The sequence below is a fragment of the Amycolatopsis sp. lyj-112 genome, from assembly GCF_046549055.1.
Lineage (GTDB): Bacteria > Actinomycetota > Actinomycetes > Mycobacteriales > Pseudonocardiaceae > Amycolatopsis.
Genome location: NZ_JAJPWS010000003.1, coordinates 431,060 through 456,763 on the forward strand (window position 1 = coordinate 431,060; position 25,704 = coordinate 456,763).

The window sequence follows — 25,704 nt, forward strand, 5'->3', positions numbered from 1 at the left end:
CGCAGGTCAGGCGTCTGGGGTCACTTGGCGGGTTTCGGCTTCGGAGCGGGCTTCGCGGGAGCGTCGTCCTCGCCGATCACCGGCGGAACGACCTGGCCGGGCTCGCCGACCACGTCGGACGGCTTGCTCGCGGGCCGCGTCTTCGACTGGTGCACCGACCCGCCGCCCCCTCCCATCGCCCCCATGGGCGCCATGCCCATCGGCATCATTCCCGAGCTCATCCCGCCGGTGGCATGCCCCTGAGCGGTAGCGGCGGCCTGGACCGGCGGCGCCTCGGGAACGAAGGCCTGCCCCTGTTCGATCGCGGGATCCTGCGCACCCGTCCTCCGGCCGGACGCCGGATCGCCGTCGGCCGCGGCGGGCGACGTCGTCTCCGCGTCCTGATCGGCGGGTTCGTCCGCCTCAGGAGCCGCGAAGTCCGAAGCGGCCTCGTCCGGCATCGGCGCCCCGGCCGACGCGGAGTTCTCGTGCAGTTTGAACTGCTGCGGCGGATACCGGTGGGTGATCTCGATGCTCCGGGACGCCACATCGGGACCGTCGACGCCGTCGCACAACCGGACGAACCCCTCGATGACGTCGCGAGCGGCCTCGAACAGCGCCTTGGCCGACTCCTGGCTCTCTTCCACCTGGGTTCGCGCCCGCCGGACGCCGCCCACCGGGAGCATCGCGGTTTCGGACGTCAGCTCGGCGGTGTCGACCAGGATCTCGACGAGGTCGGTCAGGATGCGGCGAAGGGAGAGGACCAGCTCGTCCAGCGAGCCGGCCAAGGTGTTGAGTGCGTCCTCGACGTCGGCACCCGCGGCGTTGATCACACCCAGGTAGACGACGAACGCGTCCGCGTCCTTGCCCTCCCAGCCCGCGTCGAGGCGACCGAGGTCCTCGGAGAGCTCCTTGGAGACGGTGCCCGTCGTGTTCGCGGCCTTGCGCAGGTCATCGGCTTCGTCCCGAAGGTCTTCCCAGCGCGCCACCAACGGCGTCAGGTAGGTCTCGACCGGGTCGATCACCCCGAGATGCCCGGCGAGCTCGGAGAGGAACGTGAGATGCGGCCTCGCCGCCTCCACCACGTCGTCCCCCTCGCCGGTCGCGTTCAGCGGGCTAATCGCGCTCCCGTCGCCGGATGTGGGCGTAGGCAAGGGAACGGGGGCGGCCGGCCGAGCGGAGGCGAGCGGGTGCGGGATGGAATCGGTCGGGTTCTCCGACTCGGCGATCATGCGCTTCAGAGCTCCACGGCGTTCTTGATCATCTGGGCGGCCTCTTCGTCATGCCCGGAATGGCGGGCGGTGACGGTATGCAGAGCCTCCGAGGCCGAACGCAGCGCGGCCACCCCTTCGAGGAGCTGGCGCCGGATCGCCTCCGTGGCACGGCCGTAGGAAGCGCCGAGCCCGAGTTCCTCCCCCAGCGCGCCATAGGACTCCACGGTCACGCCTTCGCCGGTCACCCCCGCGGCCGCCAGGTTCATCTCCTCGGCGGCCGCGTCGACCTTCTTGGCGTAATCCCCGACGACGACGCCGTCGATCTTCAACCCGGCCACAGCAGCCTCCACTCACCCCGATAGTGCTCGGGCGTTGTGACGCGCGGGCGGCTCGCCGGGTTCCGCGTCGTCAGTTCCCCGCGGGCGCCTGGGACGAACTCGTGAACGAGCCCGCCTTCGGGTCGATGGGCACGGTGTCGAACGAGCGCATCACGTCCTGCGTGTTCAGCGACGCGCCCGTCGGCAGGAGCCTGATGACCGACTCGGGTGCCGGCACCCGCTTGTTCAGCCCGATCCCGTCCGCGGTCGCCGCGTCCGGCACCCCGTACCGCACACCGCGGTCGGAGATCAGCTGGATCTGTCCCTTGCCGAACGTTTCCTTGCCGGTGGCGGACTGCACCACCGCGGCGTAACCGGGCTTCATGTAGAAGCCGTTGATCGGGAATCCGTCCGGACCGGGGACACCGATCTTCACGATCGAAGCCGGGTCGACAGGCAGCTTGCCGCCGACGAAGACGGCGGTGTGCAGATCCTGCGCGCCCGGGTCACCGACGAGGTTCCAGCCCAGGCACGAAACCGGCGTTCCCTTGGTCGCGTCGAGAACCGTGACCGGATTCTGCGGATAGTCCTCGACCGCGACCCAGCCGGGCTCGCCCTGGCTGAGGATCTTGGCCGAGGAGATCCTGTCCAGCCCCAGGTTCATGATCGTGCCGGCGCCACCGCTCTTCTCGACACGGATGATGTCGGCGACGACCGACGAAACCTGCTGGATACCGTTCTTGGTGATGAGCCAGAAGTTCTTCCCGCCTTCGGAAGGCGTGGTGGAGAAGACCTCGCCGACCTTCATGCCGTCGATGGAGACGTTCGGGGTCTCACCGTCGCCGTCGACCTGCGGTGCCTTCAGCTTCGCCACTTCGGGAATCGCGTTCAGGAGCCCCTGGGTGATGTTGCGCGCCTTCTCCGGCAGCTTCAACGCCTTCGACACGGAGTCGGACCCGGTCTCGATCTCCGCGCGCACCGCGTTCGCGTTCTTCTGGTTCGGGCTCGCCTTCAAGCGGTAGACCAGATACTTCTTCCCGTTGTCGGCCTGCACCAGCAAAGCCTCGTCCTGGGCGAGTTCCCGGTCTCCGAGTTTGCTCACTCCGGCGTAGACCGTGGTTTCGGTCTTGTTGATGCTGTCCGGCTGAGGAAGCGACGGCTCCAGCTTGACTTCGTCGCAGACCGCCCAGTCGGAAGCCACTCGCTGGCTTTCGGACGGGATCAGCTGCGGTCCGTCCGGGATGCCGGTGAGCCTTCCGCGCGGGATGTCGCGCAATTGGTCGTCGGAAACCACTGTGGGGTTCTTCACTTCCGCCGGTGCCGCCGGAGCGGCCGCGCCCTTGGTGCCCGCCTGCTGGGACGACTGCTTCGCCTGCGCGATGATCAGCAGGCGTGCCGAAGCGAGGTTGAAGGTCGGGACCAGTTTCTTGGGATTCCCCGCGACGACGTACACGGTCCCGGACTGCTCGCCGATGACGATGTTGCCCGCGTCCGGAACGGACGGCTTCGGGCTCAAGAGGCCCCAGATCACGAAGACCAGCACACCCAGCGCGGCCAGCACCACACCCACGATGGTGGCTCGGGTGTGCGTGCGCATCGGATCGTGGAGCATCACGGCGTCGCGACGGACCAGCGCGGATTGCATCCTGCGCAGAACGAACTGATAAGCCTGAACTTGAGACTTAGTAGTCGGTGTTGATGGCATTCTCGACCTACAGTCCTCCCCGTCGCGGTACGGTTCCGCAGGATAGCCGTACGGGGACCGTCTGGTGTGGGGTTTCTACCAACTCCAGCTAGTGTCAAGTTCCTCGGGACCGGCTTTCCGGGTACGCAGCACGCACGAGGGGAAGAGAAAGCGCGGATGTCCGTCACCACTCCTCCACGTCCGCCTGGCCCTCCGGGGTCTCAACCTCCAGGCCGCCCGCCGGGGCCGCCGCCAAGGCCTGGCAGGCCTGGCGGACCAGGTGGCCCGGTCGGTGGTCCGGGAGGGCCTGGGGTTCCTCGCGGACCCGGTGGCCCGGGTGGCCCAGGGGGGCCCGGCCCTGGCGGCCCGCAAGGTCCCGGTGGACCCGGAGGCCCAGGTGGTCCCGGCGGACCTGGGGGCCCGAGAGGCCCTGGTGGTCCTGGCGGTCCTCCGTCCGGTGACCCCGGCCCGCAGTCCGGTCCTCCGCCGGCACCGGCGGTGCGGATCTCCGCCCCGACCCGGCATCGGACCGGCGGGATCAACCTCGGCCCGCTGCCGGTGGCGAACCTCGTCGCGCTCGAACTCGGGCTCGCGATCGGGCTCGTCCTGCTCGCGATCGACATGAAGCTGAAGTACATCGCGATCGGCGTGCTCGCGGTCGCGATCATCATCGCGTTCCTGCGCTGGGGCGGCCGCTGGTTCACCCAATGGGCTGGACTCACCATGCGGTACATGTTCCGTTCGCACGACCGTGTGGCGAACCCGCTTCCGCCGAGCAGCCTCGAAACGCTCGCCGCCGAAGAGGACGCCGTCACCGGCCCCGACGACGCCCGGGTGAACCTGCTTCGCCTCGCCGTTCCGGATCTGGTCGTCGCGCACGGCGTCGATCACGAACGCCAGCAGGTCGGCCTCGCCTGGCACGACGGCACCTGGACGGCCGTGCTGCTCGTCGAACCCGCGCCCGGGTTGATCACCCAGGCCGGCGGTGCGCCGAGCCTGCCGCTTTCCTCGCTCGCGCCCTGCCTCGAAGACCGCGGTGTGGTCCTCGACTCGATCCAGATGATCTGGCACTGCTACCCGGGTAGCGCGGCGCTTCCGTCGGACTCGCCCGCGCTCAGCTCCTACATGGAGGTGCTCGGCCCGCTTCCGGCGGCCGCGCGGCGGACCACGTGGGTCGCCATCCGGCTCGACCCGCGCCGGTGCCCGGCGGCCATCCGCGAACGTGGCGGCGGCGTCGTCGGTGCGCATCGCGCGCTGATCGGTGCGCTGTCGCGAGTGCGCAACGCCCTGGAATCGCAGGGGGTGCCGACCAGGCCGCTCGATCCGGACGAACTGCTGCGGGCCAGCATTTCGGCCGCCGAGCTGACCGCTGTCGCCGGTTCGCCCGCGAAAGTCGGTCTGCAGGAGCGCTGGACCGGCGTCACCGCGGCCGGCATCGGGCACGCGAGCTACGCCATCACCAACTGGCCGAAGGGCAAGATCAGCGGCAGCCTGAACGCGCTGACCAGTGTCCGCGCGCTGTCGGCCACGGTGGCGATGTCGATCTCGCCGTCCGCCGACGAGGGCAAGATCGGCCTGCGGGGCATCGTGCGCCTGAGCGCCCGGAACCCGCGTGAACTGGACACGGCCGACCAGCGGCTGCAAGGAATCTCGGACCGGCTGGGCGTGACGCTGACGCCGCTGCGCGGCCTGCAGATCTCCGCGTTCTCCGCGACGCTGCCGATCGGAGGCACGGCATGAGCACACGTATGCGCGACGCCGGCCAGAACGCCGGTGTCGCACCGGAATTCACCGTCGACCCCGCGATGCTCGACGCGATCAGCCCCTCGGGTGACCGAGGCGGGATCGTGCTCGGCTCGGGACTCAAGGGTGAGCCGCTGACGATCTCCGCGCTGCGCTCGACGCCGACCAGGATCGTGCTGGTGGGCGGTCTCTACCTGGCTCGCCAGGTAGCGCTGCGGGCGATGGCCGTCGGCGCCTGGGTCGTCGTGGCGACCGGGCGACCGGCCGCGTGGCAGGTCCTCCCCCAGGCCGCGGGCAACCAGCCCAACGGCAGGCCGTCGCCGCTGGTGCAGATCCGGCGGCTGTCGCCGGTGGACCTTCCGCGCCCGTCGGAGGACGCGCCGCTGCTGGTGGTGACCGACGGCGGCCCGACGCCGCAGGACCTCTTCCCGCCGCGTTCGCCGTGGCAGACCACGGTCTACGTGCTGCCGTACCTGCACCCGCAGGCCGGGGCGACCGCGAACGCGGCCGACCTGGTGCTGATGCAGCGGCTGCCGCCGGGGCAGGCCGAACTGGCCGCGCGGATCTGGCGGCTCCCGCCGCAGATGATGAAGCAGCTCACGACGTTGAAGGACGACCAGGTCGTCGCGCTGGGACGCAACCTGTGGCGTCCTCTTCGCCTGGTCACCACGGCGAAAGAGCAGCAGCTCCTCGGCCCCGTACGCCGCGGCGACTGATCCCGGCGCGTCGCGTTTAGCGGCCTAAGTGTGCTCCGCGGGGGCACCGTCCACACAGGACGGTGCTCCCGTTTCGCGTCCCCGGCAGATCGCACTTAGGCCGCGAAACGCGACGCGGTGCGGGGGTCGGGCGGCGCTCGGGCTGCGGCGGTGTGTCAAGGGGCGATCGCGCCGGCTGTGGATAAGTAGGGGGTTGTGGACAACTCGGCCCTCTGAGGCCGAAATGGCGGGGCCCTGTCGGTCTTGTCGATCACCGTGTCGGCATGACCAAACCCTTCGATTCAACACATCTCCCCGACGTCTTCCGCGGCTCCGAGGCACGCAAAGCGGGTCTCATCACGGCGAGCCAGTTACGCGGCCCCGGCGTCCGGCGGTTGTTCCAGGACGTCTACACGCCCGCTCACGTGTTCGTCACGCACGCGCTGCGGTGCCGTGGCGCGGCTTTGCTGGCCCCCAAGGAAGCCGTGCTGACCGGCCGATCGGCCGCGACCGTCCAAGGCGTCGAACTCGCCAGGCCCTTTGACCCGGTCGAAATGGTGGTGCCGGAGAAGTTCCGGTTCGGGCCGGTCAACGGGATCGAAGTGCGGCGTACCGAAGTCAAACCGGAGGAGTCGCGGCCGTGGAACGGCATCCGTATCGCGCGCAAAAGCCGGATAGCGCTGGACCTGCTTCTCCGGCTGTCTCCTCGCAAAGCCGGGTGGATACGACGACTCCGCATCGGCGTCCCGGACTTGGACGCGTTCCTGCGCGCCGAAAAACTGAGCGATCTGCGTCTCACAGCCGAGTTCTACGGCCGCCGAAATCGGGGAATCCGCTTGGCCAGGCACGCTTTGCTGCTTTCGGACCCCCGGGCGGAATCACCACCGGAATCGGAGGTACGAGTCGTACTGGTCGCCGGTGGGATCGCCGCCGAACCTCAGCTCGAGGTCTTCGACCGGAACGGCCGGTTCCTCGCTCGCCTGGACCTCGCGGTCAAGAAGTTCAAAGTCGCCGTCGAATACGACGGGCGATGGCACAACACGCCGAAACAACGCGCCCACGACCGAAGACGTCGAAAACGGCTGGAGGCGGAGGGGTGGCGCTTCGTCATCGTCACCGCGGACGACCTGGCGAACGACTTCGAAGGCATCGTCGCGGCGGTCCATAGCGCCGTGCGAGCGCGTTTAGCCCGCTAACTGTGCGGCGACGAGGTCACGAGGTGGGGGTGCGCATGGCGCGTGTTTGATCCGCGCGCGCGGCGAGCTCGGCGTCCGGCGGGTAGTCGACGGCCAGCAGAGTGAGGCCGTGCGCAGGAGCGACCGCGCTGTCCCGGATCCGGCTCTCCAGGAGATCACCGGGCCAATCGAGCGGACGACGGCCGTCACCGACCAGAAGCAGCGCTCCGACGAGGCTGCGCACCATCGAATGGCAGAACGCGTCCGCGGAGACGTCGACCTCGACGGCATACGGTCCGGTACGCCGCCAGATGAGCTGCTGCAGCTCACGGATGGTCGTCCCGCCTTCGCGCTGCTTGCAGTAGGCCGCGAAGTCCTGCAGCCCCAACAAGGACGCTGACGCCTCGTTCATCGCGTCGACCGAGAGCGGCCGCCCCCAGGCCAGAGTGTCGTGGCGCCGCAAGGGATCCACACCCCAGGGCGCATCCGAGACGCGGTAGCGGTAGTGCCGCCGCACGGCGGAAAACCGCGCGTCGAACCCCGGCGGAGCCACCCGGGCGCTCAGCACCCGCACATCCCCCGGCAGGTACCGATTCCAGCGGTGACGCATCCGCTCCAGGTCAGGAATGCCCTGCTCGTCCACCTCGATGCGACCAGATCGCGTTTTGCCCCCTAAACGCGACACGTCGACATGGACCACCTGGCCCGAAGCGTGCACACCGGCATCGGTGCGGCCGGCGACGACGACGGACTTCGGGACCGAAGCTCCTGGAGGCTGCTTCGCGAGCGCCTCTTCGAGAAGGCCCTGGACCGTGCGCCGGCCGGGCTGTCGCGCCCAGCCGGAGAAATCGGTGCCGTCGTAACTGACGTCCATACGCAGACGAACGAGCCCGCCCTCCGCAGTGGGAGTGGCGGGCTCGTCCGGGGTGATCGGTGCCGTCAGGACGTCAGTCCTTCTTGCTGTCCGCGTCCGCGGCGGGGGCCTCAGTGGCCTCGTCGGCGGCAGGAGCTTCAGCAGCCTCGGTGGCGGCCGTGTCGGCAGCCTCAGGGGCGTCAGTGGTCTCCTCGGCGGCCTCGGCAGCCGGAGCGGCGGCCTTCGGCTCGTCCTTGGCGAACTTCGTCTTGCGCGCGGCCTCGGCCTCGGCGGTGACGGTCTTCTCGGCCACCAGTTCGATGACCGCCATGGGGGCGTTGTCGCCCTTGCGCGCCATCGTCTTGGTGATCCGGGTGTAGCCACCCGGACGCTCCGCGAAGAACGGTCCGATTTCGGCGATCAGCTTGTGCACGACGTCCTTGTCGCGCACGATGCGCTGGATCTGACGGCGGTTGTGCAGGTCGCCCCGCTTCGCCTTCGTGATCAGCTTCTCGGCCAGCGGGCGCACCCGCCGGGCCTTCGCCTCGGTCGTCGTGATCTTGCCGTGCTCGAACAGCTGCGTGGCCAGGTTGGCCAGGATCAGTCGCTCGTGCGCGGGCGACCCGCCGAGACGGGGTCCCTTTGTGGGGGTGGGCATCGGTTCTCCTCGTTCAGCTCACAGCTGGAGGCCGGGGCTCCCCCACCCCTACCGGGGAGGGAGCCGAAGCTGGCCTTACAGCTGCTCCGTCTCTGCGTAATCCTGGCCATCGTCGTGACCGTTGTCCGAAATTCCGTCCGTGATGCTGTCGACGCCCTCGGACCAGCCTTCACCGTCGTAGCTGGCCGCGGCCGCGGTCGGGTCGAACCCGGGCGGGCTGTCCTTCAGCGCGAGGCCGAGACCGACGAGCTTGAGCTTGACCTCGTCGATCGACTTCGCACCGAAGTTGCGGATGTCCAGCAGGTCGGCCTCGCTGCGCGAGACCAGTTCGCCGACGGTGTGGATGCCCTCGCGCTTGAGGCAGTTGTACGACCGGACGGTGAGGTCCAGGTCCTCGATCGGCATCGCGTAGGCGGCGATGGTGTCCGCCTCCTGCGGCGACGGGCCGATCTCGATGCCCTCGGCGTCGACGTTCAGCTCGCGCGCGAGACCGAACAGCTCCACCAGCGTCTTACCGGCCGACGCGACAGCGTCCCGCGGCGTGATCGACGGCTTCGTCTCCACGTCCAGGATCAGCTTGTCGAAGTCGGTGCGCTGCTCGACACGAGTCGCCTCGACCTTGTAGGTCACCTTCAGCACCGGGGAGTAGATGGAGTCGACCGGGATCCGGCCGATCTCCGCGCCCGCCTGCTTGTTCTGCAGGGCCGGAACGTAACCGCGACCGCGCTCGACGACGAGCTCGATCTCGAGCTTGCCCTTGCCGTTCAGCGACGCGATGTGCAGATCCGGGTTGTGCACGGTGACACCGGCCGGGGGCACGATGTCGGCAGCGGTGACCTCACCAGGGCCCTGCTTGCGCAGGTACATGGTGACCGGCTCGTCCTCTTCCGAGGAGACCACGAGCTCCTTGAGGTTCAGGATGATGTCGGTGACGTCTTCCTTCACCCCGGGAACGGTGGTGAACTCGTGCAGCACGCCGTCGATGCGGATGCTCGTCACGGCCGCGCCCGGAATGGACGACAGCAGTGTGCGCCGCAGCGAGTTGCCGAGCGTGTAACCGAAGCCGGGCTCCAGCGGTTCGATGGTGAACCGGGAACGAGTCTCGTTGACCGTCTCTTCACCGAGAGCCGGCCGCTGGGAAATCAGCATCTTTCCTAATTCCTTTCCAAACGGCGCCCGCCATATGACACCGAAAGGGATGGCGAAGCGGCGACGCACTCAGGACGCCGCCGCTCGTACCCATACCGGGCCGGAGGATCTCCGGCCCGGTGATGGATCACTTCGAGTAGAGCTCGACGATCAGCTGTTCCTGGACGGGAACGTCGATCTGAGCGCGCTCCGGGAGCTGGTGGACCAGCACACGGAGGTTGGACGAAACGACCTGCAGCCACGCGGGGATCGGACGCTCGCCGAACGACTCCTTGGCAGCGACGAAGGGCAGCATCGCGAACGACTTCGGCCGAACGTCGATGATGTCCCACTTGCTGACCTGGAACGAGGGCACGTTGACCTTGACGCCATTGACCACGAAGTGGCCGTGGCTCACCAGCTGCCGCGCCTGACGGCGGGTGCGGGCGATGCCGGCGCGGTAGATCACGTTGTCCAGACGGGACTCGAGGATCTGCAGCAGGTTTTCACCGGTCTTACCGGGACGCCGGACGGCTTCCTTGTAGTACCGGACGAACTGGCGCTCGAGAACGCCATAGGTGTAGCGAGCCTTCTGCTTCTCCTGCGACTGCAGGAGGTACTCGGACTCCTTGATCCGGCCACGGCCGTGCTGGCCGGGCGGATAAGGGCGACGCTCGAAAGCCTGGTCGCCGCCGATGAGGTCAACCTTGAGGCGACGCGAAATACGCGTCGCGGGGCCGGTGTAACGAGCCATTTCTTCTTACTCCTCCCCGTTCCTCAGACCCGGCGCCGCTTGGGCGGGCGGCAGCCGTTGTGAGGCTGCGGGGTCACGTCCTGGATGGTGCCGACCTCGAGGCCGGCTGCCTGCAGTGAGCGGATCGCCGTCTCGCGACCCGAACCCGGGCCCTTCACGAAGACGTCGACCTTCTTCATGCCGTGCTCGGCAGCCTTGCGGGCAGCGCTCTCGGCGGCCATCTGCGCGGCGAACGGGGTGGACTTACGCGAGCCCTTGAAGCCCACGTGTCCACTCGACGCCCACGCGATCACGGCACCGGTCGGGTCCGTGATCGAGACGATGGTGTTGTTGAAGGTGCTCTTGATGTGCGCGTGGCCGTGCGCGACATTCTTCTTTTCCTTGCGGCGGACCTTCTTGGCCCCCGCCGCAGTACGAGACTTCGGTGGCATGTTCTGAGGGTTCTCCTGTTAGCGCGCGTTCTCTTGGTGAGCGGCGACTGCTTCGGCCTGGCCGCGCCGGATGATCGAACCGGCGTCGGTGTACAGGTTCCGCAGCGCCATCGGGCGGGCGTAGAGCGCCTTGGGCGAGACACAAGCCGAGCCGCGACGGTGAACGCCGCCCATCTGCACGACCTTCTTGCCCTGGACGCTCACTTCTTGCCAGCCTTCTTCTTGCCGGCGACCGTCTTCTTCGGACCCTTGCGGGTGCGGGCGTTCGTCTTGGTGCGCTGACCACGGACGGGAAGTCCGCGACGCCAACGAAGGCCCTCGTAGCACCCGATCTCGATCTTCCGACGGATGTCGGCGTTCACCTCACGGCGAAGGTCACCCTCGACCTTGAAGTTCTCTTCGATGTAGACCCGCAGCTTGGCGAGGTCGTCATCGCTCAGATCCTTGACCCGAGTGTCCGCGTTGAGCTCGGCAGCAGCGATGAGCTGCTTCGAGCGGGTACGGCCGATGCCGTAGATGTAAGTCAGCGCGATCTCCAACCGCTTTTCGCGGGGGAGGTCTACGCCAGCGAGTCGTGCCATTGGCGTTGATGCTCCTTCATAGAATTCATCTTCAGGTCTGCTCCCCGTCCGGTCCCGGGACCGACTCGCCTGTCGTGCCCTTGGCTCGCGCTTCGGGTGTCCCGGCCCCGGCCTGAAGCCCGGGGGTGAACCGGACCGTTCTCACGGCCCGGCAGGTGCGGGGAGATTCTTTAGCCGTCAATCCACTCTGAACGAGTGCGAGTGATCAGCCCTGCCGCTGCTTGTGCCGCAGGTTTTCGCAGATCACCATGATCCGGCCGTGACGGCGGATCACCTTGCACTTGTCGCAGATTTTCTTGACGCTCGGCTGGACCTTCACGTCTCCTGCTCTCCTGCTTGTGCTAACTCGTCGTGATCACTTGTAGCGGTAGACGATGCGACCACGAGACAAGTCGTAGGGCGAGAGCTCCACGACAACCCTGTCCTCGGGCAGGATGCGGATGTAGTGCTGCCGCATCTTGCCGCTGATGTGTGCAAGGACCTTGTGGCCGTTCTCCAACTCGACGCGGAACATCGCGTTGGGGAGCGGCTCGACTACGCGGCCTTCGACCTCGATGGCCCCGTCTTTCTTGCCCATGTCCTCCGCATTTCCTGTCGCTACGCTGTGTTATCAGTCAGAGCTTGAGTGCTTGGCTGGGTGGTGCTTCGGCACACTCGTCCCCGGGTCCAATGTCCGTTCGCGAGAATTCACGAGCGCGCAGGATCCGGGCGCGATGAGTACACCGACTTGACAGTGTACGCAACCCGTGTCGTGAGCCCCAAACGGGGGGTGACTGTGTTAGATGCCCCCGAAGCCCGCCTGTAGCGACGTCTTCCATCCTACGCCTGCCCGACCTGCGTTTAGCGGCCTAAACGCGATCTGTTCGGCCTGTGACCTGGCGCGTCCGGCGGCCGGACTGCACCCGATGGGGGCAACAGCCGGGGGCCCCATCAGCGGGGCGGGCACTACGCCGACCAGCGGGCGGACCTGCGTTTAGCGGCCTAAGTGCGCTCCGGCGCCCACTTGCGTTCAGGGGGCTAATCGCGATCCGGCGGTCAGGCGTCTTCGGGGGCGGTGAGCACCCAGGGGCCGTCGTCGGTGATCGCGACGGTGTGTTCCCAGTGCGCGGCGCGTGAGCCGTCCGCGGTCACCACGGTCCAGCCGTCGTCGAGTTCGACGGTCTCGCCGCCGCCACCGGTCAGCATGGGCTCGATCGCGAGCGCCATCCCGGTCTTGAGCCGCGGACCCTTGCCCGGCTTGCCGAGGTTCGGCAGGAACGGGTCCATGTGCATCTGGCGGCCGATGCCGTGGCCGCCGTACTCGACGATCATCCCGTACTCGATGCCGTCGTCCTGGCCGGCCTTCTCGGCCGCCGTCTGCACGGCATGCGAAATGTCGGTGAGCCGTCCACCTGACGACACCGCGGCGATCCCGGCCCACATGGCGGCCTCAGTGGCCGCCGAGAGCGCGAGATCCGCTTTCGACACCTCGCCGATCGCGAGAGTCACCGCGGAATCGCCGTGCCAGCCGTCGAGGATCGCCCCGCAGTCCACGGAGATGATGTCGCCCTCGTTGAGGACCTTCGTGTTCGACGGGATGCCGTGAACGATCTGCTCGTTCACCGAAGCGCAGATCGATGCCGGGAAGCCGTGGTACCCCTTGAACGAGGGCACCGCGCCCGCCGACCTGATCGTCTGCTCGGCGAGTTCGTCGAGATCGGCCGTCGTGGCCCCGGGCTTGGCGATCTCGCGCACCGCTGTCAGGGTGCGCCAGACCACCAGACCGGCGGCCCGCATCGCCTGCAGCTCACCCGGTGTCTTGAGCTCGATCATGCGTCCACGACGAAGCCGTTGCAGTACACGCAGTCCTCCGAGATTCACGTGCGGTCGCGCAGCGCTTCCAGCACGCGGGCGGAGATCTCGTCGACCGTGCCGACGCCGTCGACCCTGACCAGGATCTCCACGTAGTACTCGAGCAGCGGAGCCGTCTCCGACACGTAGATCTGCTGACGGCGGCGGATGACCTCTTCGGTGTCGTCCGAGCGGCCGCGGGACAGCAGCCGCTCGACGACGACGTCTTCGGAGACCTGAAGCTGGATGACGGCGTTGAGCTCGGTGTCGGCCTCGCCCAGGATCTCGCCGAGAACCTCGGCCTGCTTCGTGTTGCGCGGGAAACCGTCCAGCAGGAAGCCGACCTTGGCGTCCGGCTCGGCCAAGCGCTCGCGCACCATCTCGTTCGTGACCGAGTCGGGCACGAGTTCACCGGAGTCCAGGTAACGCTTGGCTTCCTGGCCCAGCGGCGTCTGCTCGCCCACGTGGGCGCGGAACAGATCGCCGGTCGAGATGTGCGGGATCCGGAGCTTCTCGGACAGTGCTACCGCCTGAGTACCTTTGCCCGCGCCAGGAGGGCCAACGAGAACCAGGCGCGTCACTTCAAGAACCCTTCGTAGTTACGTTGCATCAGCTGGCTTTCGATCTGCTTCACGGTGTCGAGACCGACACCGACCATGATCAGCACAGCCGTGCCACCGAACGGGAAGTTCTGGTTGTTCCCACTACCGGTGACGGACAAGAAGAAGTTCGGAAGGATCGCGATGATGCCCAGGTACAGCGAGCCCGGCAGGGTGATCCGGCCGAGGACGTAGCTGAGGTACTCCGCGGTGGGGCGGCCCGGCCGGATACCCGGAATGAAGCCACCGAACTTCTTCATCTCTTCCGCACGCTCGTCCACGTTGAACGTGATCGTGATGTAGAAGTACGTGAAGAAGATGATCAACGCGAAGTACAGCAGGACGTGCGCCCAGCTGGACTGGTTGACGATGTAGTTCTGGATGAAGACCTGCCAGCCGGCGTTGCTGTTGGCGTCGCCGACAAGGCGGCTGATCAGGTCCGGCAGGTACAGCAGCGACGAGGCGAAGATGACCGGGATGACGCCGGCCTGGTTCACCTTGATCGGCAGATAGGTCGACGTCCCGCCGTACATGCGGCGGCCGATCATGCGCTTGGCGTACTGCACCGGGATCCGGCGCTGGCCCTGCTCGACGAAGATGACGCTGGCGATGATCACCAGGCCGAACACGCAGATCAAGGCGAAGACGAGGCCACCCGCGCTGCTGAGGATGTTGCCACCCTCGATCGGGATACGGGCCGCGATGTTCAGGAAGATCAGGACGGACATGCCGTTGCCGACGCCGCGCTCGGTGATCAGCTCACCCAGCCACATCATGACGGCGGTACCGGCGGTCATCGTGATCACGATGATGGCCAGCGTGTAGACGCTGTTGTCCGGGATGATCGCGGTGTCGCACTGGGGGAACAGCTGCTTGCGGTCCGCGAGCGCGACGACACCGGTGGCCTGCAGGATCGCGAGCGCGATCGTCAGGTACCGGGTGTACTGGGTCAGCTTGCCCTGGCCGGCCTGGCCTTCCTTCTTCAGTTCCTCGAACCGCGGGATGACCACGGTGAGGAGCTGAACGATGATGCTGGCCGTGATGTAAGGCATGATGCCGGTCGAGAACAGCGACAGCTGCAGCAGCGCACCGCCGCTGAACAGGTTCAGCAGCTGATAGACGCCCTCCTGCGACCCGGTCTCGGTACACGCCTGTACGGCGGAGTAAGAGATGCCCGGGGCCGGGATGGTGGCACCGATTCGGTAGACCGCGACGATGGCTAGCGTGAACAGGATCTTCTTACGTAGATCCGGCGTCGCGAGAGCCGAGCGGAAGGCGCTGAGCACGCGGGGGACCTCCTCGGCGTCGTCGGCTGTCGTACCGACGATCGGCTTGGCCGGCCTGGGGGCCGGCAGGAACACACAGCTTTCTGGCACAAGCCAGGAACGCTTCGGGGCACACTCGTCCCGAAGCGTGTCGCCGACTCTAACAGCTTCACAGGGCGTGTCCGCAGTGCGTGTGGGTTTTCCGAACGAAGGTTGGTCCGCGAGGTCGATCGGGTTCCGCATCCTGCTCCGGAGCCTTGACAGATCGCCTTGCCATTACTCGCTTTCCGGGCTCTGCCGATCGCACTCGGCCCGCTGAACGCACTGTGATCAGGAAGCGCGCTCAGGCGGTCGAGGCAGCCAGCGCGCCGGCCATGCCGAGGAGCACGACACCGGTGCCGCGGTCGACGTTGCGCGTGGCTCGGCGGGACAGCCGCAGCGATTTCACGAGCGCTCCCGCCCCGACGTAGGTCGCGCCCGCGACGAATTCGGCGAGCAGGTAGATGGCGCCGAGAATCGCGATCTGGGCGGGAAATGAGCCGTGAGCAGCGTCGATGAATTGGGGCGCGAACGCGGTGAAGATGAGGATCGCCTTCGGATTCGTGATCGCGACGACGAATTCCTTCCGCGCGATCCGCAGGGCCGAGACGGGGGCGACACCTTCGCTCCCCTTGACCACCGTTGTCCGCTCACCCCGGTACGTCGACCACAGCAGCCGTCCGCCGATCCAGACCAGGTAGGCGACGCCGGCCCATTTGATCACCGTGAGTGCAAGTTCCGAGGCCGCGAGGAGCTGCCCCAGCCCCGCGGCGACGGCCGCGATCAACACGGTGAATGCGGCCAATCGGCCTAACAGGCCGGCGAGGCCCTTCCATGCACCCTGCGTCATGCCGTGGTGCAGGCCGAGCAGGTTGTTCGCCCCTGGCGTAAAAGCCACGAGCACCGCCGCACCGAAAAAGACCACCGCCCAAGTCATCGGCCACCTCCTCCCCCACCGTATCGGCCGACGCGATCGCATTTAGCGGGCTAATCGCGCTCTTTCGACCCAGGATCCGGCGGAGGTGCGAAGGCCGAGTAGTCCGGCGGCTCGGGCAGGGGCGCAGGCGGGAGCACCGTGATGGAGATGCCCTCCTTCGGCGTGGGCATATCCGCGAGACTCAGGTCGCCGCTCAGCGGGACTTCGGCCTCCTCGACGCGGTGACTCATGACCGCCGCGGCCACTGAGGCGGCGACCGCGGCGAAGAGAGCCCACATCCCCGCTTCGAGCGTCGTCGTCGACTTGATCTCCGGCCCGATTCCTACACCGATGCCCAGCATTCCGATGGTCATCACGACACCGGCCAGGAACAACGCCGCGCAGGTGGTCGACCAACGGTCGAGCGCGCTCGGCGGTCGCCGGTAAGCCGCCCTCGCGCTGATGAGGAGAGCGGCCAAGAGCAAGGCCAGGGCGACCAGCAAGGGGACGCCGACGGGCGCCGACGACTGCTTGGCCGTCTCTCCCATCTGGGCGAACTCCGACCCCCACGCGGTCAGCAGCGTTACCAGCTCGAAGTTCTGGCCTTGACCGAAGTCGGCTCGGTGTTGCGTGCGGAAGAGCGGGAAGAAGCAGCCGACGAGGGTCAAGACCATCGCCAGAGCGGCAAGGCCCGTCGCGATCAGCCGGCGAGGCTCGGGCCGGCCATACCGCGCCGGAGTGGCGACGGCGTCCATGGGGCCTGGGACCGACACGACCGTCGGCGGGACGTCCGGCTGCTGCTGGAAGGGCTGCCGATCCTGCCCTGAAGGTGTGTCCACCTCGCGATCCTTCCAGCTCAGCCCCGCAGCCGCCACGCTCCCGCCCGGGGCGGCAAGTCGACTTTCGCGGCCTAAGTGCGATCTGAGCGGTGGGCACCCGGGCGACCGGGGACTTGCGTTTCGCCCCCTAATCGCGATCTGGGCGCCGGGCACCTGGGCGACTGCCGGATCGCGATTAGGGGGCGAAACGCAAGTCGGCGGAGCCGGAGCGGAGCGAAGGCGCGAAGGGAGCGGAGCGAAGGGAGCGCAAGCGAAAGGCCCGCCGGGCGGAGCCGGGCGGGCCTTTCGGTGAAGCTGAGGCTCCCGCAGCGAAGCGGAGGGAGCCGGGTGTAGCAGGCGAAGCGCTCAGAGCGTGGTGGCGGAGCCACCGGCGGCGGAGAGCTTCTCCTTGGCGGAGCCGGAGAAAGCATCGGCGGTGATGTCCAGCTTGACGCCGTCCACTTCACCGTTGCCGAGCACCTTCACGAGCTTGCCCTTGCGGACGAGACCGTTCGCGACGAGCTCCTCGTTACCGATCTTGCCGCCATCCGGGAAAACGCGGGCGATGTCGCCCAGGTTCACCGGCTGGTACTCGGTGCGGAAGCGGTTCTTGAAGCCGCGAAGCTTCGGCAGCCGCATGTGAATGGGCATCTGCCCACCCTCGAAACCGGCGGGCACGTTCTTCCGGGCCTTGGTGCCCTTGGTACCGCGACCGGCGGTCTTGCCCTTCGAACCTTCACCACGACCGACGCGCATCTTCTCGCGCTTCGAGCCCGGAGCCGGGCGCAGGTGGTGGATCTTGATGGCCGTCATGCCTTGACCTCCTCGACCTCCACCAGGTGGCGGACCGTGTGGATGAGGCCGCGAACCTGGGGGGTGTCTTCACGCACCACAGACTGCCGGATCTTGCGCAGCCCGAGGGTGCGCAGCGATTCACGGTGGTTGTGCTTGGTGCCGATCTTGCTCTTGATCTGGGTCACTTTGAGCTGAGTCATGTCAGACCCCCTGACCCGCACGCTGACGCAGCATCCGAGCGGGGGCGACGTCCTCGAGCGGGAGACCGCGGCGAGCCGCGACCTCTTCGGGACGCTGCAGGCCCTTCAGCGCTGCGACGGTGGCGTGCACGATGTTGATCGCGTTGTCGGAGCCAAGCGACTTCGACAGCACGTCGTGGACACCCGCGCACTCCAGGACCGCGCGGACCGGGCCACCGGCGATGACGCCGGTACCGGCGCTGGCCGGACGGAGCAGGACCACACCGGCGGCTTCCTCACCCTGGATGGGGTGGGGAATGGTGCCACCGACGCGGGGAACGCGGAAGAAGTTCTTCTTCGCTTCCTCGACGCCCTTGGCGATGGCCGCGGGAACTTCCTTGGCCTTGCCGTAGCCGACGCCGACCTGACCGTCGCCGTCACCGACGACGACCAGAGCAGTGAAGCTGAAGCGACGACCACCCTTGACGACCTTGGCGACGCGGTTGATCGTCACGACCTTCTCAAGGTGCGGGGTCTTGTCCTGGCCGGCCCCGCCACGGCCGCTGTCGCGACGATCCCGGCCGCCACCACGACGTTCATTGCGGTCGTTGCCGCCCTGCCCGCCGGGTCCGCCCTGGCCGCCGCCGAATTGCCGTGTACGTCCCGGCATCAGGCTTTCCTTCCATTCACGAGCATCTGCATCAGAATTCCAACCCCGCTTCACGGGCGGCGTCGGCCAGTGCGGCGATGCGGCCGTGGTAGGCGTTACCGCCACGGTCGAACACCACAGCCGAGACGCCGGCGTTCTTGGCACGGGCGGCGAGAAGCTCCCCGACCTTGGCGGCCTTGGCCTTCTTGTCGCCGTCCAGTGCACGGACGTCCGCCTCGAGGGTGGACGCCGACGCGACGGTCTTGCCGACGATGTCGTCGATCAGCTGCACGGCGATGTGCCGCGAGGACCGCTTGACGACCAGACGCGGACGCAGGTCCGTGCCGTTGATCTTCTTGCGGAGCCGGAAGTGCCGACGGGCCTTCGCGACGCGGCGGCGGGTCGAGATGTCCTTGCCGACCGGCTTGCGCTTCGTAGTCGTGTCGCTCATGATCACTTACCCGTCTTTCCGACCTTGCGGCGGATTTTCTCACCCTCGTAGCGCAGGCCCTTGCCCTTGTACGGGTCCGGACGGCGCAGCTTGCGGATGACCGCGGCGATCTGGCCGACCTTCTGCTTGTCGATGCCCGAGACCGAGAACCGGGTGGGGGTCTCGACCTTGAAGGTGATGCCTTCCGGGGCTTCGATCTTCACCGGGTGGCTGTAGCCGAGGGCGAACTCGAGGTCCGAGCCCTTGGCCTGCACGCGGTAACCGACACCGTGGATCTCAAGCTTCTTTTCGTAGCCTTCGGTCACACCGACGACGAGGTTGTTGACCAACGTCCGGGTGAGACCGTGCAGGGCACGGCTGGTGCGCTCCTCGTCGGGACGCTTCACCTGCAGCGTGCCGTTCTCGGCGCGCTCCACGGTGATCGGCTCGGCGATGGTGTGCTCAAGGGTGCCCTTGGGCCCCTTGACCTTGATCTGCTGACCTTCGATGGTCACGTCGACCCCGGAGGGGACGGCGACCGGCAGCTTTCCGATGCGTGACATGTCTGTGCCCCCTTCCTTACCAGACGTAGGCGAGGACTTCGCCGCCCACGCTGTTTCGCTTGGCCTGACGGTCGGTCTGGAGGCCGGAGGACGTCGAGATGATCGCGACGCCAAGGCCACCGAGAACGTTCGGCAGTTCGGTCGATTTTGCGTAGACCCGCAGGCCGGGCTTGGACACGCGGCGGAGGCCGGCGATGCTGCGCTCACGGTTGGGGCCGTACTTCAGCTCCACGATGAGGTTCTTGTGCTTCTCGCCCGGCTCGTCGCGGTAGCTAGCGATGTAGCCCTCGCGCTTGAGGATCTCGGCGATGTTGGCCTTGATCTTCGAGTGGGGAAGCACGACCTCGTCGTGGTATGCCGAGTTCGCGTTACGCAGACGGGTCAAGAAGTCTGCGATGGGGTCGGTCATCGTCATGGTGACCTGTCAACCTTTCTCGCCTGGTTCCCTGCACTCGATGCAAGGCCTGTGGCGAAGTGGGAGTTAAAAAAGACTCTTACCAGCTGGACTTGCGGACGCCGGGCAGTTCGCCCGCGTGTGCCATCTCGCGAAGGCAGATCCGGCAGAGCCCGAACTTGCGGAACACCGCGTGCGGGCGACCGCAACGCTGGCAGCGCGTGTAACCGCGAACCTTGAACTTCGGCGTCTTAGCGGCCTTGTGGACCAGTGCTTTCTTGGCCATCGACTCAGTTCTCCTTGAACGGGAAGCCGAGCTTGCGAAGCAGCGCGCGACCCTCGTCGTCGGTGTTGGCGGTGGTAACGACAGTGACGTCCATACCGCGCGGGCGGTCGATGGCGTCCGGGTCGATCTCGTGGAACATCGACTGCTCGTTGAGACCGAACGTGTAGTTGCCGTTGCCGTCGAACTGCTTCGGCGAAAGCCCGCGGAAGTCACGGATACGCGGCAGCGCGATGGTCAGCAGCCGGTCGAGGAACTCCCACATCCGGTCGTTGCGCAGCGTGACGCGCGCACCGATCGGCTGGCCCTCACGCAGCTTGAACTGCGCGATGGACTTGCGGGCCTTGCGAACCTCGGGCTTCTGCCCGGTGATCGCGGCCAGGTCCTTGATGGCGCCTTCGATCAGCTTGCTGTCACGGGCGGCGTCTCCGACACCCATGTTCACGACGACCTTGACGACGCCCGGGATCTGGTGGACGTTCTCGAAGGAGAACTCCTCGCGGAGCTGTCCCTTGATCTCCTCGCGGTACCGCACCTTGAGGCGCGGGGCGATCTTCTCTGCGGTGGTCATGATCAGATGTCCTTACCGTTACGGCGCGAGACCCGGACCTTCTTGCCGTCCTCGCCGATGCGGTAGCCCACCCGGGTCGGCTTGCCGTCGGAGTCGACGACCATCACGTTCGACACGTGGATGGGCGCCTCCTGGGTGACGATGCCACCGGACTGCGCGCCACGCTGGGTCTGGGAGATCCGGGTGTGCTTCTTGATCCGGTTCACGCCCTCGACCAGCACACGCTCGCGCTCGGGGTAGGCCTGAATGACCTTGCCCTTGGCGCCCTTGTCCTTGCCGGCGACGACGACGACCGTGTCGCCCTTCTTCACCTTCATGCTCTACAACACCTCCGGCGCGAGCGAAATGATCTTCATGAACTTTCGGTCGCGCAGCTCGCGGCCCACCGGGCCGAAGATGCGGGTGCCGCGGGGCTCATTGTCGTTCTTGATGAGCACAGCAGCGTTCTCGTCGAAGCGGATGTAAGAACCGTCCGGACGACGGCGCTCCTTGCGCGTGCGAACGATGACCGCCTTGACGACGTCACCCTTCTTCACGCCGGCAGCCGGCATGGCGTCCTTCACGGTGGCGACGATGATGTCGCCGATACCCGCGTAGCGCCGCCCCGAACCGCCGAGAACGCGGATGCAAAGGATTTCCTTCGCGCCCGTGTTGTCGGCAACCCGAAGCCGCGACTCCTGCTGGATCACGTCAACTCCTGTATGTCGCGCTGGTTCTCGCGTTCATGGCGAGCCTTGCGGAACTAAGGGACTCGAAAAGAGCCCTACTTACTTGGCCTTCTCAACGATCTGCACCAGGCGCCAGCGCTTGGTCGCCGACAGCGGACGGGTCTCCATCAAGGTGACCTTGTCGCCCGTGCCCGCCTCGTTGTTCTCGTCGTGCACCTTGACCTTGGTGGTGCTGCGGAGAACCTTGGCGTAACGACGGTGCTTCTTGCGGTCCTCGAGCTCGACCACGATCGTCTTGTTCATCTTGTCCGAGACGACATAGCCCTCACGGACCTTGCGGTCGTTGCGGCCGGCCGCCTCAGTGGGCTGCTCGCTCATGCGGCACCTTCACTCTCGGCGTCAGGGGAAACGGACAGGCCGAGTTCACGCTCGCGCATGACCGTGTAGATCCGCGCGATGTCCGTACGGACGGTGCGCAGACGACGGTTGTTGTCGAGCTGTCCGGTCGCCATCTGGAAGCGGAGGTTGAAGAGCTCCTCCTTGTATTCCTTCAGACGCAGAACGAGCTCCTCCGCGGTGAGCTCACGCAGATCCGTCGCCAGGGCGGCGCCTGCCTTCGCCATCAGAACTCACCACCTTCACGGGTCACGATGCGGCACTTCATGGGCAGCTTGTGGATCGCGCGACGGAGCGCCTCACGGGCGGTCTCCTCGTTCGGGAAGCTGATCTCGAACATCACGCGGCCCGGCTTGACGTTGGCGACCCACCACTCGGGCGAACCCTTACCGGAACCCATGCGGGTTTCCGCCGGCTTCTTGGTCAGCGGGCGGTCCGGGTAGATGGTCGTCCACACCTTGCCACCACGCTTGATGTGACGCGTCATGGCGATACGAGCGGACTCGATCTGCCGGTTGGTCACGTAGCTGTGCTCAAGCGCCTGGATGCCGTACTCGCCGAAGCTGACCTTCGTACCGCCCTTGGCGGCACCGTGGCGCTTCGGGGAGTGCTGCTTCCGGTGCTTGACCCTGCGCGGGATGAGCACGTGTCAGCCCTCCGTCTTTTCTGCAGTCTCAGCAGCCGGGGCCTCGGTGGCCGCGGGGGCAGCGTCGTCGCTCTTGGCGGCGGCGGCGGCCCGGCCGGCTTCGGTCGAGGTCGGCGTCGTGCCCGACGCGCCGGAACGGCGCGGGCGGGCGGGACGGTCACCACGGTCACGGCGCGGGGCACGCTCAGCGGCCGCGGCGGCGTCACGCGCCTCCCTGGCCTTGAGACCACCCACGAGCTCACCCTTGTAGATCCACACCTTCACGCCGATGCGACCGAACGTCGTCTTGGCCTCGAAGAAGCCGTAGTCGATGTCGGCGCGCAGCGTGTGCAGCGGGACGCGGCCATCGCGGTAGTGCTCGGAGCGGGACATCTCGGCACCGCCGAGACGACCGCCGCACTGCACGCGGATGCCCTTGACCTGCGGCGAACGCATGGAGGTCTGGATCGCCTTGCGCATCGCGCGGCGGAACGCCACACGGTTGCTCAGCTGCTCCGCGACACCCTGAGCGACAAGCTGGGCGTCGGCCTCGGGGTTCTTGACCTCGAGGATGTTCAGCTGAACCTGCTTGGCGGTCAGTTTCTCCAGCGCGCCACGGATCCGGTCGGCCTCCGCACCACGACGGCCGATGACGATGCCCGGCCGGGCGGTGTGGATGTCGACGCGAACACGGTCACGGGTGCGCTCGATCTCGACCTTGGAGATGCCGGCGCGCTCCATGCCCGTGGACAGCAGCTTCCGGATCTTGACGTCCTCGGCCACGTATTCCGCGTACTGCTTGTCGGCGTACCAACGCGACTTCCAGTCCGTGGTGATACCCAGGCGGAAGCCGTGCGGGTTGATCTTCTGGCCCACTACCGGCCACCTGCCTTCTTCTTGCCCTGTGCCTTCTTGGCCTCGGCCTTCGGACGCGACTCCACCTCTACGGTGATGTGGCTGGTCCGCTTACGGATCCGGTACGCGCGGCCTTGGGCCCGCGGACGGATTCGCTTGAGGGTCGGGCCCTCGTCGGCGTAGGCGTTCTTGATCCAGAGGGTGTCCGGGTCAAGATCGAGGTTGTTTTCGGCGTTGGCCACGGCGCTGGCGAGCACCTTCGCGACCGGCTCGCTTGCCGCCTGCGGGGCGAACTGGAGCACGGCCAAGGCGTCGGCGGCGCTACGTCCCTTGATCAGCTCGATCACCCGGCGCACCTTGGTAGGCGAGTCTCGGACGAAGCGAGCCCGCGCGTAAGCCGTCGGCAATGCCTCGGCCACGTCGTTCTGGGCGTTCATCGCTAGCTTCCTTGTTCTCTCGTGCCCGCTCAGCGGCGGCGCGACTTGCGGTCGTCCTTGATGTGGCCCTTGAAGGTCCGAGTCGGCGCGAATTCGCCCAACTTGTGACCCACCATCGCCTCGGTGACGAACACCGGGACGTGCTTGCGCCCGTCGTGCACCGCGATCGTGTGACCCAGGAAATCCGGGATGATCGTGGAGCGACGCGACCAAGTCTTGATCACGGTCTTCTTGCCCGACTCGTTGAGAACGTCCACCTTCTTGAGCAGGTGGTCGTCCACGAAGGGGCCCTTTTTAAGGCTGCGTGGCATGTGCTTCTACCTCCCTGCTCAGCGCTTGTTCTTGCCGGTACGGCGACGTCGGACGATCATCGAGTCCGAAGCCTTGCGGCGACGGGTACGACCCTCGGGCTTACCGTTCGGGTTCACCGGGTGGCGACCACCGGAGGTCTTACCCTCACCGCCACCGTGCGGGTGGTCGACCGGGTTCATGACGACACCACGGACGGTGGGACGCTTGCCGCGCCAGCGGTTACGGCCCGCCTTGCCCCAGTTGATGTTGGAGTGATCGGAGTTACCGACCTCACCCACGGTGGCGCGGTTGCGCACATCGACGTTGCGGATCTCGCCCGACGGGAGACGAAGCTGGGCGTAAGGCCCGTCCTTCGCCACCAGCTGCACCTTGGCACCGGCGGACCGCGCCATCTTCGCGCCGCCACCGGGGCGGAGCTCGATCGCGTGGATCACGGTACCGACCGGGATGTTGCGCAGCGGCAGGTTGTTACCCGGCTTGATGTCGGCGCGGGGGCCGTTCTCAACCGTGTCACCCTGCTTGAGCTTCTCCGGGGCGATGATGTAGCGCTTCTCGCCGTCGGCGTAGTGCAGGAGCGCGATACGAGCGGACCGGTTGGGGTCGTACTCGATGTGCGCGACCTTGGCGGGAACGCCGTCCTTGTCGTTCCGGCGGAAGTCGATCAGCCGGTACGCACGCTTGTGGCCACCGCCCTTGTGGCGAGTGGTGATCTTGCCGCTGGCGTTACGGCCGCCGGTCTTGCTCAGCGGGCGCAGCAGCGACTTCTCCGGGGTGGACCGAGTGATCTCGGCGAAGTCGGAGACGCTGGAGCCACGACGACCCGGGGTCGTCGGCTTGTACTTGCGGATGCCCATGTGTCAGCTCAGTCCTTTACGCGGTGGGTCCGCCGAAGATCTCGATCGGCTTGCTTTCAGCCGAAAGAGTCACGATGGCGCGCTTGGTGTCCTTGCGCTTGCCGAAGCCGGCGCGAGTCCGCTTACGCTTGCCCTGGCGGTTCAACGTGTTGACACTGACCACCTTGACGCCGAAAACCTGCTCGACCGCGATCTTGATCTGGGTCTTGTTGGCGTCCGGGCGAACGATGAACGTGTACTTGTGGTCCTCGAGAAGCCCGTAGGACTTCTCGGAGATCACCGGCGCGAGCAAGATGTCGCGAGGATCGGCGATGGCGATAGCACTCACTGCTCGTCACTCCCTTCCGAAACCTCGCTCGACCGCGCCGAGGCCTTGACGCCCTTGCCCCGAACGGGACCGGCGACGAAAGCGTCGTAAGCGGACTTGGTGAACACCACGTCGTCGTTGACCAACACGTCGTAAGTGTTGAGCTGGTCAGGCGCGATGAGGTGGATCTCGGGCAGGTTCCGCGCGGACGCCCAGCTGATCGTGTCGTCGCGGTTCAGGACCACGAGGACGCGCTTCGCCTGGGTGATCGCGGCGATCACGGTCTTGGCCGACTTGGTCGACGGCTTGTCGCCGGCGATCAGCTCGGTCACGACGTGCAGCTGCCCGGCGCGAACCCGGTCGGAGAGGGCGCCACGCAGAGCGGCGGCCTTCATCTTCTTCGGGGTCCGCTGGGTGTAGTCACGCGGCGTGGGGCCGTGGACGACGCCACCACCGGTGAACTGCGGGGCGCGGGTCGAACCCTGGCGGGCGCGGCCGGTGCCCTTCTGGCGGTAAGGCTTCTTGCCACCACCGCGGACTTCACCGCGGGTCTTGGTGTCATGCGTGCCCTGGCGCGCGGCGGCCAGCTGGCCCACCACGACCTGGTGCATGAGGGGCACGTTGGCCTGCACGTCGAAGATCTCCGAGGGGAGCTCGACCGTGCCGTCGGCTTTACCGGCCGGGGTCTTCAGCTCGACGCTGGTCAT

At 67.0% G+C, this 25,704-nt stretch carries 39 protein-coding genes; 3 read left to right on the plus strand and 36 right to left on the minus strand.

Going from position 1 to position 25,704, the window contains the following annotated elements; all coding sequences use genetic code 11:
• Positions 1 to 20 precede the first annotated feature (20 nt).
• The 3 genes from ACLJRL_RS14045 to eccB all read right to left on the minus strand — a co-directional run bounded on the left by ACLJRL_RS14045 (position 21) and on the right by eccB (position 3,155).
• Entirely contained in the window at positions 21 to 1,211 is a 1,191-nt protein-coding gene (locus tag ACLJRL_RS14045) for a WXG100 family type VII secretion target (RefSeq protein ID WP_410656577.1), read from the minus strand.
• Between the two features lie 5 nt (positions 1,212 to 1,216).
• Positions 1,217 to 1,531, minus strand: coding sequence for a hypothetical protein (locus ACLJRL_RS14050; RefSeq protein WP_410656578.1), 315 nt, complete (start codon positions 1,529 to 1,531; stop codon positions 1,217 to 1,219).
• Between the two features lie 70 nt (positions 1,532 to 1,601).
• Positions 1,602 to 3,155 (minus strand): type VII secretion protein EccB, encoded by a 1,554-nt coding sequence (eccB, locus tag ACLJRL_RS14055; RefSeq protein WP_410656579.1) that lies wholly within the window; start codon positions 3,153 to 3,155, stop codon positions 1,602 to 1,604.
• 597 nt (positions 3,156 to 3,752) lie between these two features.
• Between eccB and eccE the strand changes: the two genes are divergently transcribed.
• The 3 genes from eccE to ACLJRL_RS14070 all read left to right on the plus strand — a co-directional run bounded on the left by eccE (position 3,753) and on the right by ACLJRL_RS14070 (position 6,828).
• Complete coding sequence (gene eccE / locus ACLJRL_RS14060) at positions 3,753 to 4,934, plus strand: type VII secretion protein EccE (protein WP_410656924.1); 1,182 nt, start codon at positions 3,753 to 3,755, stop codon at positions 4,932 to 4,934.
• Entirely contained in the window at positions 4,931 to 5,653 is a 723-nt protein-coding gene (locus ACLJRL_RS14065; protein WP_101612183.1) for a hypothetical protein, read from the plus strand. The genes eccE and ACLJRL_RS14065 overlap by 4 nt, the downstream gene beginning before the upstream one ends.
• 263 nt (positions 5,654 to 5,916) lie before the next feature.
• Positions 5,917 to 6,828 (plus strand): endonuclease domain-containing protein, encoded by a 912-nt coding sequence (locus tag ACLJRL_RS14070; RefSeq protein WP_410656580.1) that lies wholly within the window; start codon positions 5,917 to 5,919, stop codon positions 6,826 to 6,828.
• A gap of 16 nt (positions 6,829 to 6,844) precedes the next feature.
• Here ACLJRL_RS14070 and truA read toward each other — a convergent pair whose 3' ends face one another.
• From truA to rplD, 33 genes are all read right to left on the minus strand, one after another.
• Positions 6,845 to 7,681 (minus strand): tRNA pseudouridine(38-40) synthase TruA, encoded by an 837-nt coding sequence (gene truA / locus ACLJRL_RS14075; RefSeq protein WP_410656581.1) that lies wholly within the window; start codon positions 7,679 to 7,681, stop codon positions 6,845 to 6,847.
• A 73-nt stretch (positions 7,682 to 7,754) separates the two neighbouring features.
• Complete coding sequence (rplQ, locus tag ACLJRL_RS14080; RefSeq protein WP_410656582.1) at positions 7,755 to 8,318, minus strand: 50S ribosomal protein L17; 564 nt, start codon at positions 8,316 to 8,318, stop codon at positions 7,755 to 7,757.
• Between the two features lie 75 nt (positions 8,319 to 8,393).
• A complete protein-coding gene (locus ACLJRL_RS14085) occupies positions 8,394 to 9,467 on the minus strand; it encodes a DNA-directed RNA polymerase subunit alpha (RefSeq protein WP_005166811.1) in 1,074 nt (357 codons plus the stop codon).
• A gap of 127 nt (positions 9,468 to 9,594) precedes the next feature.
• A complete protein-coding gene (gene rpsD, locus ACLJRL_RS14090) occupies positions 9,595 to 10,200 on the minus strand; it encodes a 30S ribosomal protein S4 (protein ID WP_410656583.1) in 606 nt (201 codons plus the stop codon).
• 23 nt (positions 10,201 to 10,223) lie between these two features.
• Positions 10,224 to 10,631, minus strand: a complete 408-nt coding sequence (gene rpsK / locus ACLJRL_RS14095) for a 30S ribosomal protein S11 (RefSeq protein ID WP_020643222.1) — start codon at positions 10,629 to 10,631, stop codon at positions 10,224 to 10,226.
• Between the two features lie 18 nt (positions 10,632 to 10,649).
• Positions 10,650 to 10,835: a hypothetical protein gene (locus ACLJRL_RS14100; RefSeq protein ID WP_004558884.1), complete on the minus strand. Its 186-nt coding sequence runs from the start codon at positions 10,833 to 10,835 to the stop codon at positions 10,650 to 10,652.
• Positions 10,832 to 11,212 (minus strand): 30S ribosomal protein S13, encoded by a 381-nt coding sequence (gene rpsM, locus ACLJRL_RS14105; protein WP_005166805.1) that lies wholly within the window; start codon positions 11,210 to 11,212, stop codon positions 10,832 to 10,834. The genes ACLJRL_RS14100 and rpsM overlap by 4 nt, the downstream gene beginning before the upstream one ends.
• 205 nt (positions 11,213 to 11,417) lie before the next feature.
• Entirely contained in the window at positions 11,418 to 11,531 is a 114-nt protein-coding gene (gene rpmJ, locus ACLJRL_RS14110) for a 50S ribosomal protein L36 (RefSeq protein ID WP_004558882.1), read from the minus strand.
• A gap of 36 nt (positions 11,532 to 11,567) precedes the next feature.
• Positions 11,568 to 11,789 carry a translation initiation factor IF-1 gene (gene infA / locus ACLJRL_RS14115; protein ID WP_005166804.1) on the minus strand — a complete coding sequence of 74 codons (222 nt, stop codon included), beginning with the start codon at positions 11,787 to 11,789 and terminating at the stop codon, positions 11,568 to 11,570.
• Positions 11,790 to 12,247: 458 nt separating this feature from the next.
• Positions 12,248 to 13,024, minus strand: a complete 777-nt coding sequence (gene map / locus ACLJRL_RS14120) for a type I methionyl aminopeptidase (protein WP_410656584.1) — start codon at positions 13,022 to 13,024, stop codon at positions 12,248 to 12,250.
• Between the two features lie 44 nt (positions 13,025 to 13,068).
• Entirely contained in the window at positions 13,069 to 13,623 is a 555-nt protein-coding gene (locus tag ACLJRL_RS14125; protein ID WP_410656585.1) for an adenylate kinase, read from the minus strand.
• Entirely contained in the window at positions 13,620 to 14,927 is a 1,308-nt protein-coding gene (secY, locus tag ACLJRL_RS14130) for a preprotein translocase subunit SecY (RefSeq protein WP_410656925.1), read from the minus strand. The genes ACLJRL_RS14125 and secY overlap by 4 nt, the downstream gene beginning before the upstream one ends.
• Positions 14,928 to 15,249: 322 nt before the next feature.
• Positions 15,250 to 15,882, minus strand: a complete 633-nt coding sequence (locus tag ACLJRL_RS14135) for a LysE family translocator (RefSeq protein ID WP_410656586.1) — start codon at positions 15,880 to 15,882, stop codon at positions 15,250 to 15,252.
• A gap of 50 nt (positions 15,883 to 15,932) precedes the next feature.
• A complete protein-coding gene (locus ACLJRL_RS14140) occupies positions 15,933 to 16,700 on the minus strand; it encodes a hypothetical protein (protein WP_410656587.1) in 768 nt (255 codons plus the stop codon).
• 345 nt (positions 16,701 to 17,045) lie between these two features.
• The gene (gene rplO / locus ACLJRL_RS14145) at positions 17,046 to 17,492 is read right to left on the minus strand and encodes a 50S ribosomal protein L15 (RefSeq protein WP_410656588.1); all 447 of its coding nucleotides are present in this window, start codon (positions 17,490 to 17,492) and stop codon (positions 17,046 to 17,048) included.
• Positions 17,489 to 17,674 carry a 50S ribosomal protein L30 gene (gene rpmD, locus ACLJRL_RS14150; protein ID WP_364026050.1) on the minus strand — a complete coding sequence of 62 codons (186 nt, stop codon included), beginning with the start codon at positions 17,672 to 17,674 and terminating at the stop codon, positions 17,489 to 17,491. The genes rplO and rpmD overlap by 4 nt, the downstream gene beginning before the upstream one ends.
• A 1-nt stretch (position 17,675) precedes the next feature.
• Positions 17,676 to 18,323, minus strand: a complete 648-nt coding sequence (gene rpsE, locus ACLJRL_RS14155; protein ID WP_076163010.1) for a 30S ribosomal protein S5 — start codon at positions 18,321 to 18,323, stop codon at positions 17,676 to 17,678.
• Positions 18,324 to 18,354: 31 nt separating this feature from the next.
• Positions 18,355 to 18,753 carry a 50S ribosomal protein L18 gene (gene rplR / locus ACLJRL_RS14160; protein ID WP_410656589.1) on the minus strand — a complete coding sequence of 133 codons (399 nt, stop codon included), beginning with the start codon at positions 18,751 to 18,753 and terminating at the stop codon, positions 18,355 to 18,357.
• Positions 18,754 to 18,755: 2 nt separating this feature from the next.
• Positions 18,756 to 19,295, minus strand: a complete 540-nt coding sequence (gene rplF, locus ACLJRL_RS14165; RefSeq protein WP_410656590.1) for a 50S ribosomal protein L6 — start codon at positions 19,293 to 19,295, stop codon at positions 18,756 to 18,758.
• Positions 19,296 to 19,311: 16 nt separating this feature from the next.
• Positions 19,312 to 19,710, minus strand: coding sequence for a 30S ribosomal protein S8 (gene rpsH / locus ACLJRL_RS14170; RefSeq protein WP_101612172.1), 399 nt, complete (start codon positions 19,708 to 19,710; stop codon positions 19,312 to 19,314).
• A 79-nt stretch (positions 19,711 to 19,789) separates the two neighbouring features.
• Positions 19,790 to 19,975 carry a type Z 30S ribosomal protein S14 gene (locus ACLJRL_RS14175; protein ID WP_125788823.1) on the minus strand — a complete coding sequence of 62 codons (186 nt, stop codon included), beginning with the start codon at positions 19,973 to 19,975 and terminating at the stop codon, positions 19,790 to 19,792.
• A 4-nt stretch (positions 19,976 to 19,979) separates the two neighbouring features.
• The gene (rplE, locus tag ACLJRL_RS14180) at positions 19,980 to 20,543 is read right to left on the minus strand and encodes a 50S ribosomal protein L5 (protein WP_410656591.1); all 564 of its coding nucleotides are present in this window, start codon (positions 20,541 to 20,543) and stop codon (positions 19,980 to 19,982) included.
• A 2-nt stretch (positions 20,544 to 20,545) separates the two neighbouring features.
• Complete coding sequence (gene rplX / locus ACLJRL_RS14185; RefSeq protein WP_076163007.1) at positions 20,546 to 20,860, minus strand: 50S ribosomal protein L24; 315 nt, start codon at positions 20,858 to 20,860, stop codon at positions 20,546 to 20,548.
• A 3-nt stretch (positions 20,861 to 20,863) separates the two neighbouring features.
• Positions 20,864 to 21,232 (minus strand): 50S ribosomal protein L14, encoded by a 369-nt coding sequence (rplN, locus tag ACLJRL_RS14190; protein WP_005166785.1) that lies wholly within the window; start codon positions 21,230 to 21,232, stop codon positions 20,864 to 20,866.
• 78 nt (positions 21,233 to 21,310) lie between these two features.
• Positions 21,311 to 21,589 (minus strand): 30S ribosomal protein S17, encoded by a 279-nt coding sequence (gene rpsQ / locus ACLJRL_RS14195; RefSeq protein WP_410656592.1) that lies wholly within the window; start codon positions 21,587 to 21,589, stop codon positions 21,311 to 21,313.
• Positions 21,586 to 21,834 carry a 50S ribosomal protein L29 gene (gene rpmC, locus ACLJRL_RS14200; protein ID WP_410656593.1) on the minus strand — a complete coding sequence of 83 codons (249 nt, stop codon included), beginning with the start codon at positions 21,832 to 21,834 and terminating at the stop codon, positions 21,586 to 21,588. The genes rpsQ and rpmC overlap by 4 nt, the downstream gene beginning before the upstream one ends.
• On the minus strand, positions 21,834 to 22,253 hold the full coding sequence (gene rplP, locus ACLJRL_RS14205) for a 50S ribosomal protein L16 (protein WP_360279834.1): 420 nt from the start codon (positions 22,251 to 22,253) through the stop codon (positions 21,834 to 21,836). Before rplP ends, rpmC begins: the two co-directional genes overlap by 1 nt.
• A gap of 3 nt (positions 22,254 to 22,256) precedes the next feature.
• Complete coding sequence (rpsC, locus tag ACLJRL_RS14210; protein ID WP_364026035.1) at positions 22,257 to 23,108, minus strand: 30S ribosomal protein S3; 852 nt, start codon at positions 23,106 to 23,108, stop codon at positions 22,257 to 22,259.
• The gene (gene rplV / locus ACLJRL_RS14215) at positions 23,108 to 23,524 is read right to left on the minus strand and encodes a 50S ribosomal protein L22 (RefSeq protein WP_076163003.1); all 417 of its coding nucleotides are present in this window, start codon (positions 23,522 to 23,524) and stop codon (positions 23,108 to 23,110) included. Before rplV ends, rpsC begins: the two co-directional genes overlap by 1 nt.
• Before the next feature lie 29 nt (positions 23,525 to 23,553).
• A complete protein-coding gene (gene rpsS, locus ACLJRL_RS14220; protein ID WP_026468892.1) occupies positions 23,554 to 23,835 on the minus strand; it encodes a 30S ribosomal protein S19 in 282 nt (93 codons plus the stop codon).
• A gap of 18 nt (positions 23,836 to 23,853) precedes the next feature.
• Positions 23,854 to 24,690 (minus strand): 50S ribosomal protein L2, encoded by an 837-nt coding sequence (rplB, locus tag ACLJRL_RS14225; protein WP_410656594.1) that lies wholly within the window; start codon positions 24,688 to 24,690, stop codon positions 23,854 to 23,856.
• A 16-nt stretch (positions 24,691 to 24,706) separates the two neighbouring features.
• On the minus strand, positions 24,707 to 25,018 hold the full coding sequence (gene rplW / locus ACLJRL_RS14230; RefSeq protein ID WP_410656595.1) for a 50S ribosomal protein L23: 312 nt from the start codon (positions 25,016 to 25,018) through the stop codon (positions 24,707 to 24,709).
• On the minus strand, positions 25,015 to 25,704 hold the full coding sequence (gene rplD / locus ACLJRL_RS14235) for a 50S ribosomal protein L4 (protein ID WP_409489795.1): 690 nt from the start codon (positions 25,702 to 25,704) through the stop codon (positions 25,015 to 25,017). The genes rplW and rplD overlap by 4 nt, the downstream gene beginning before the upstream one ends.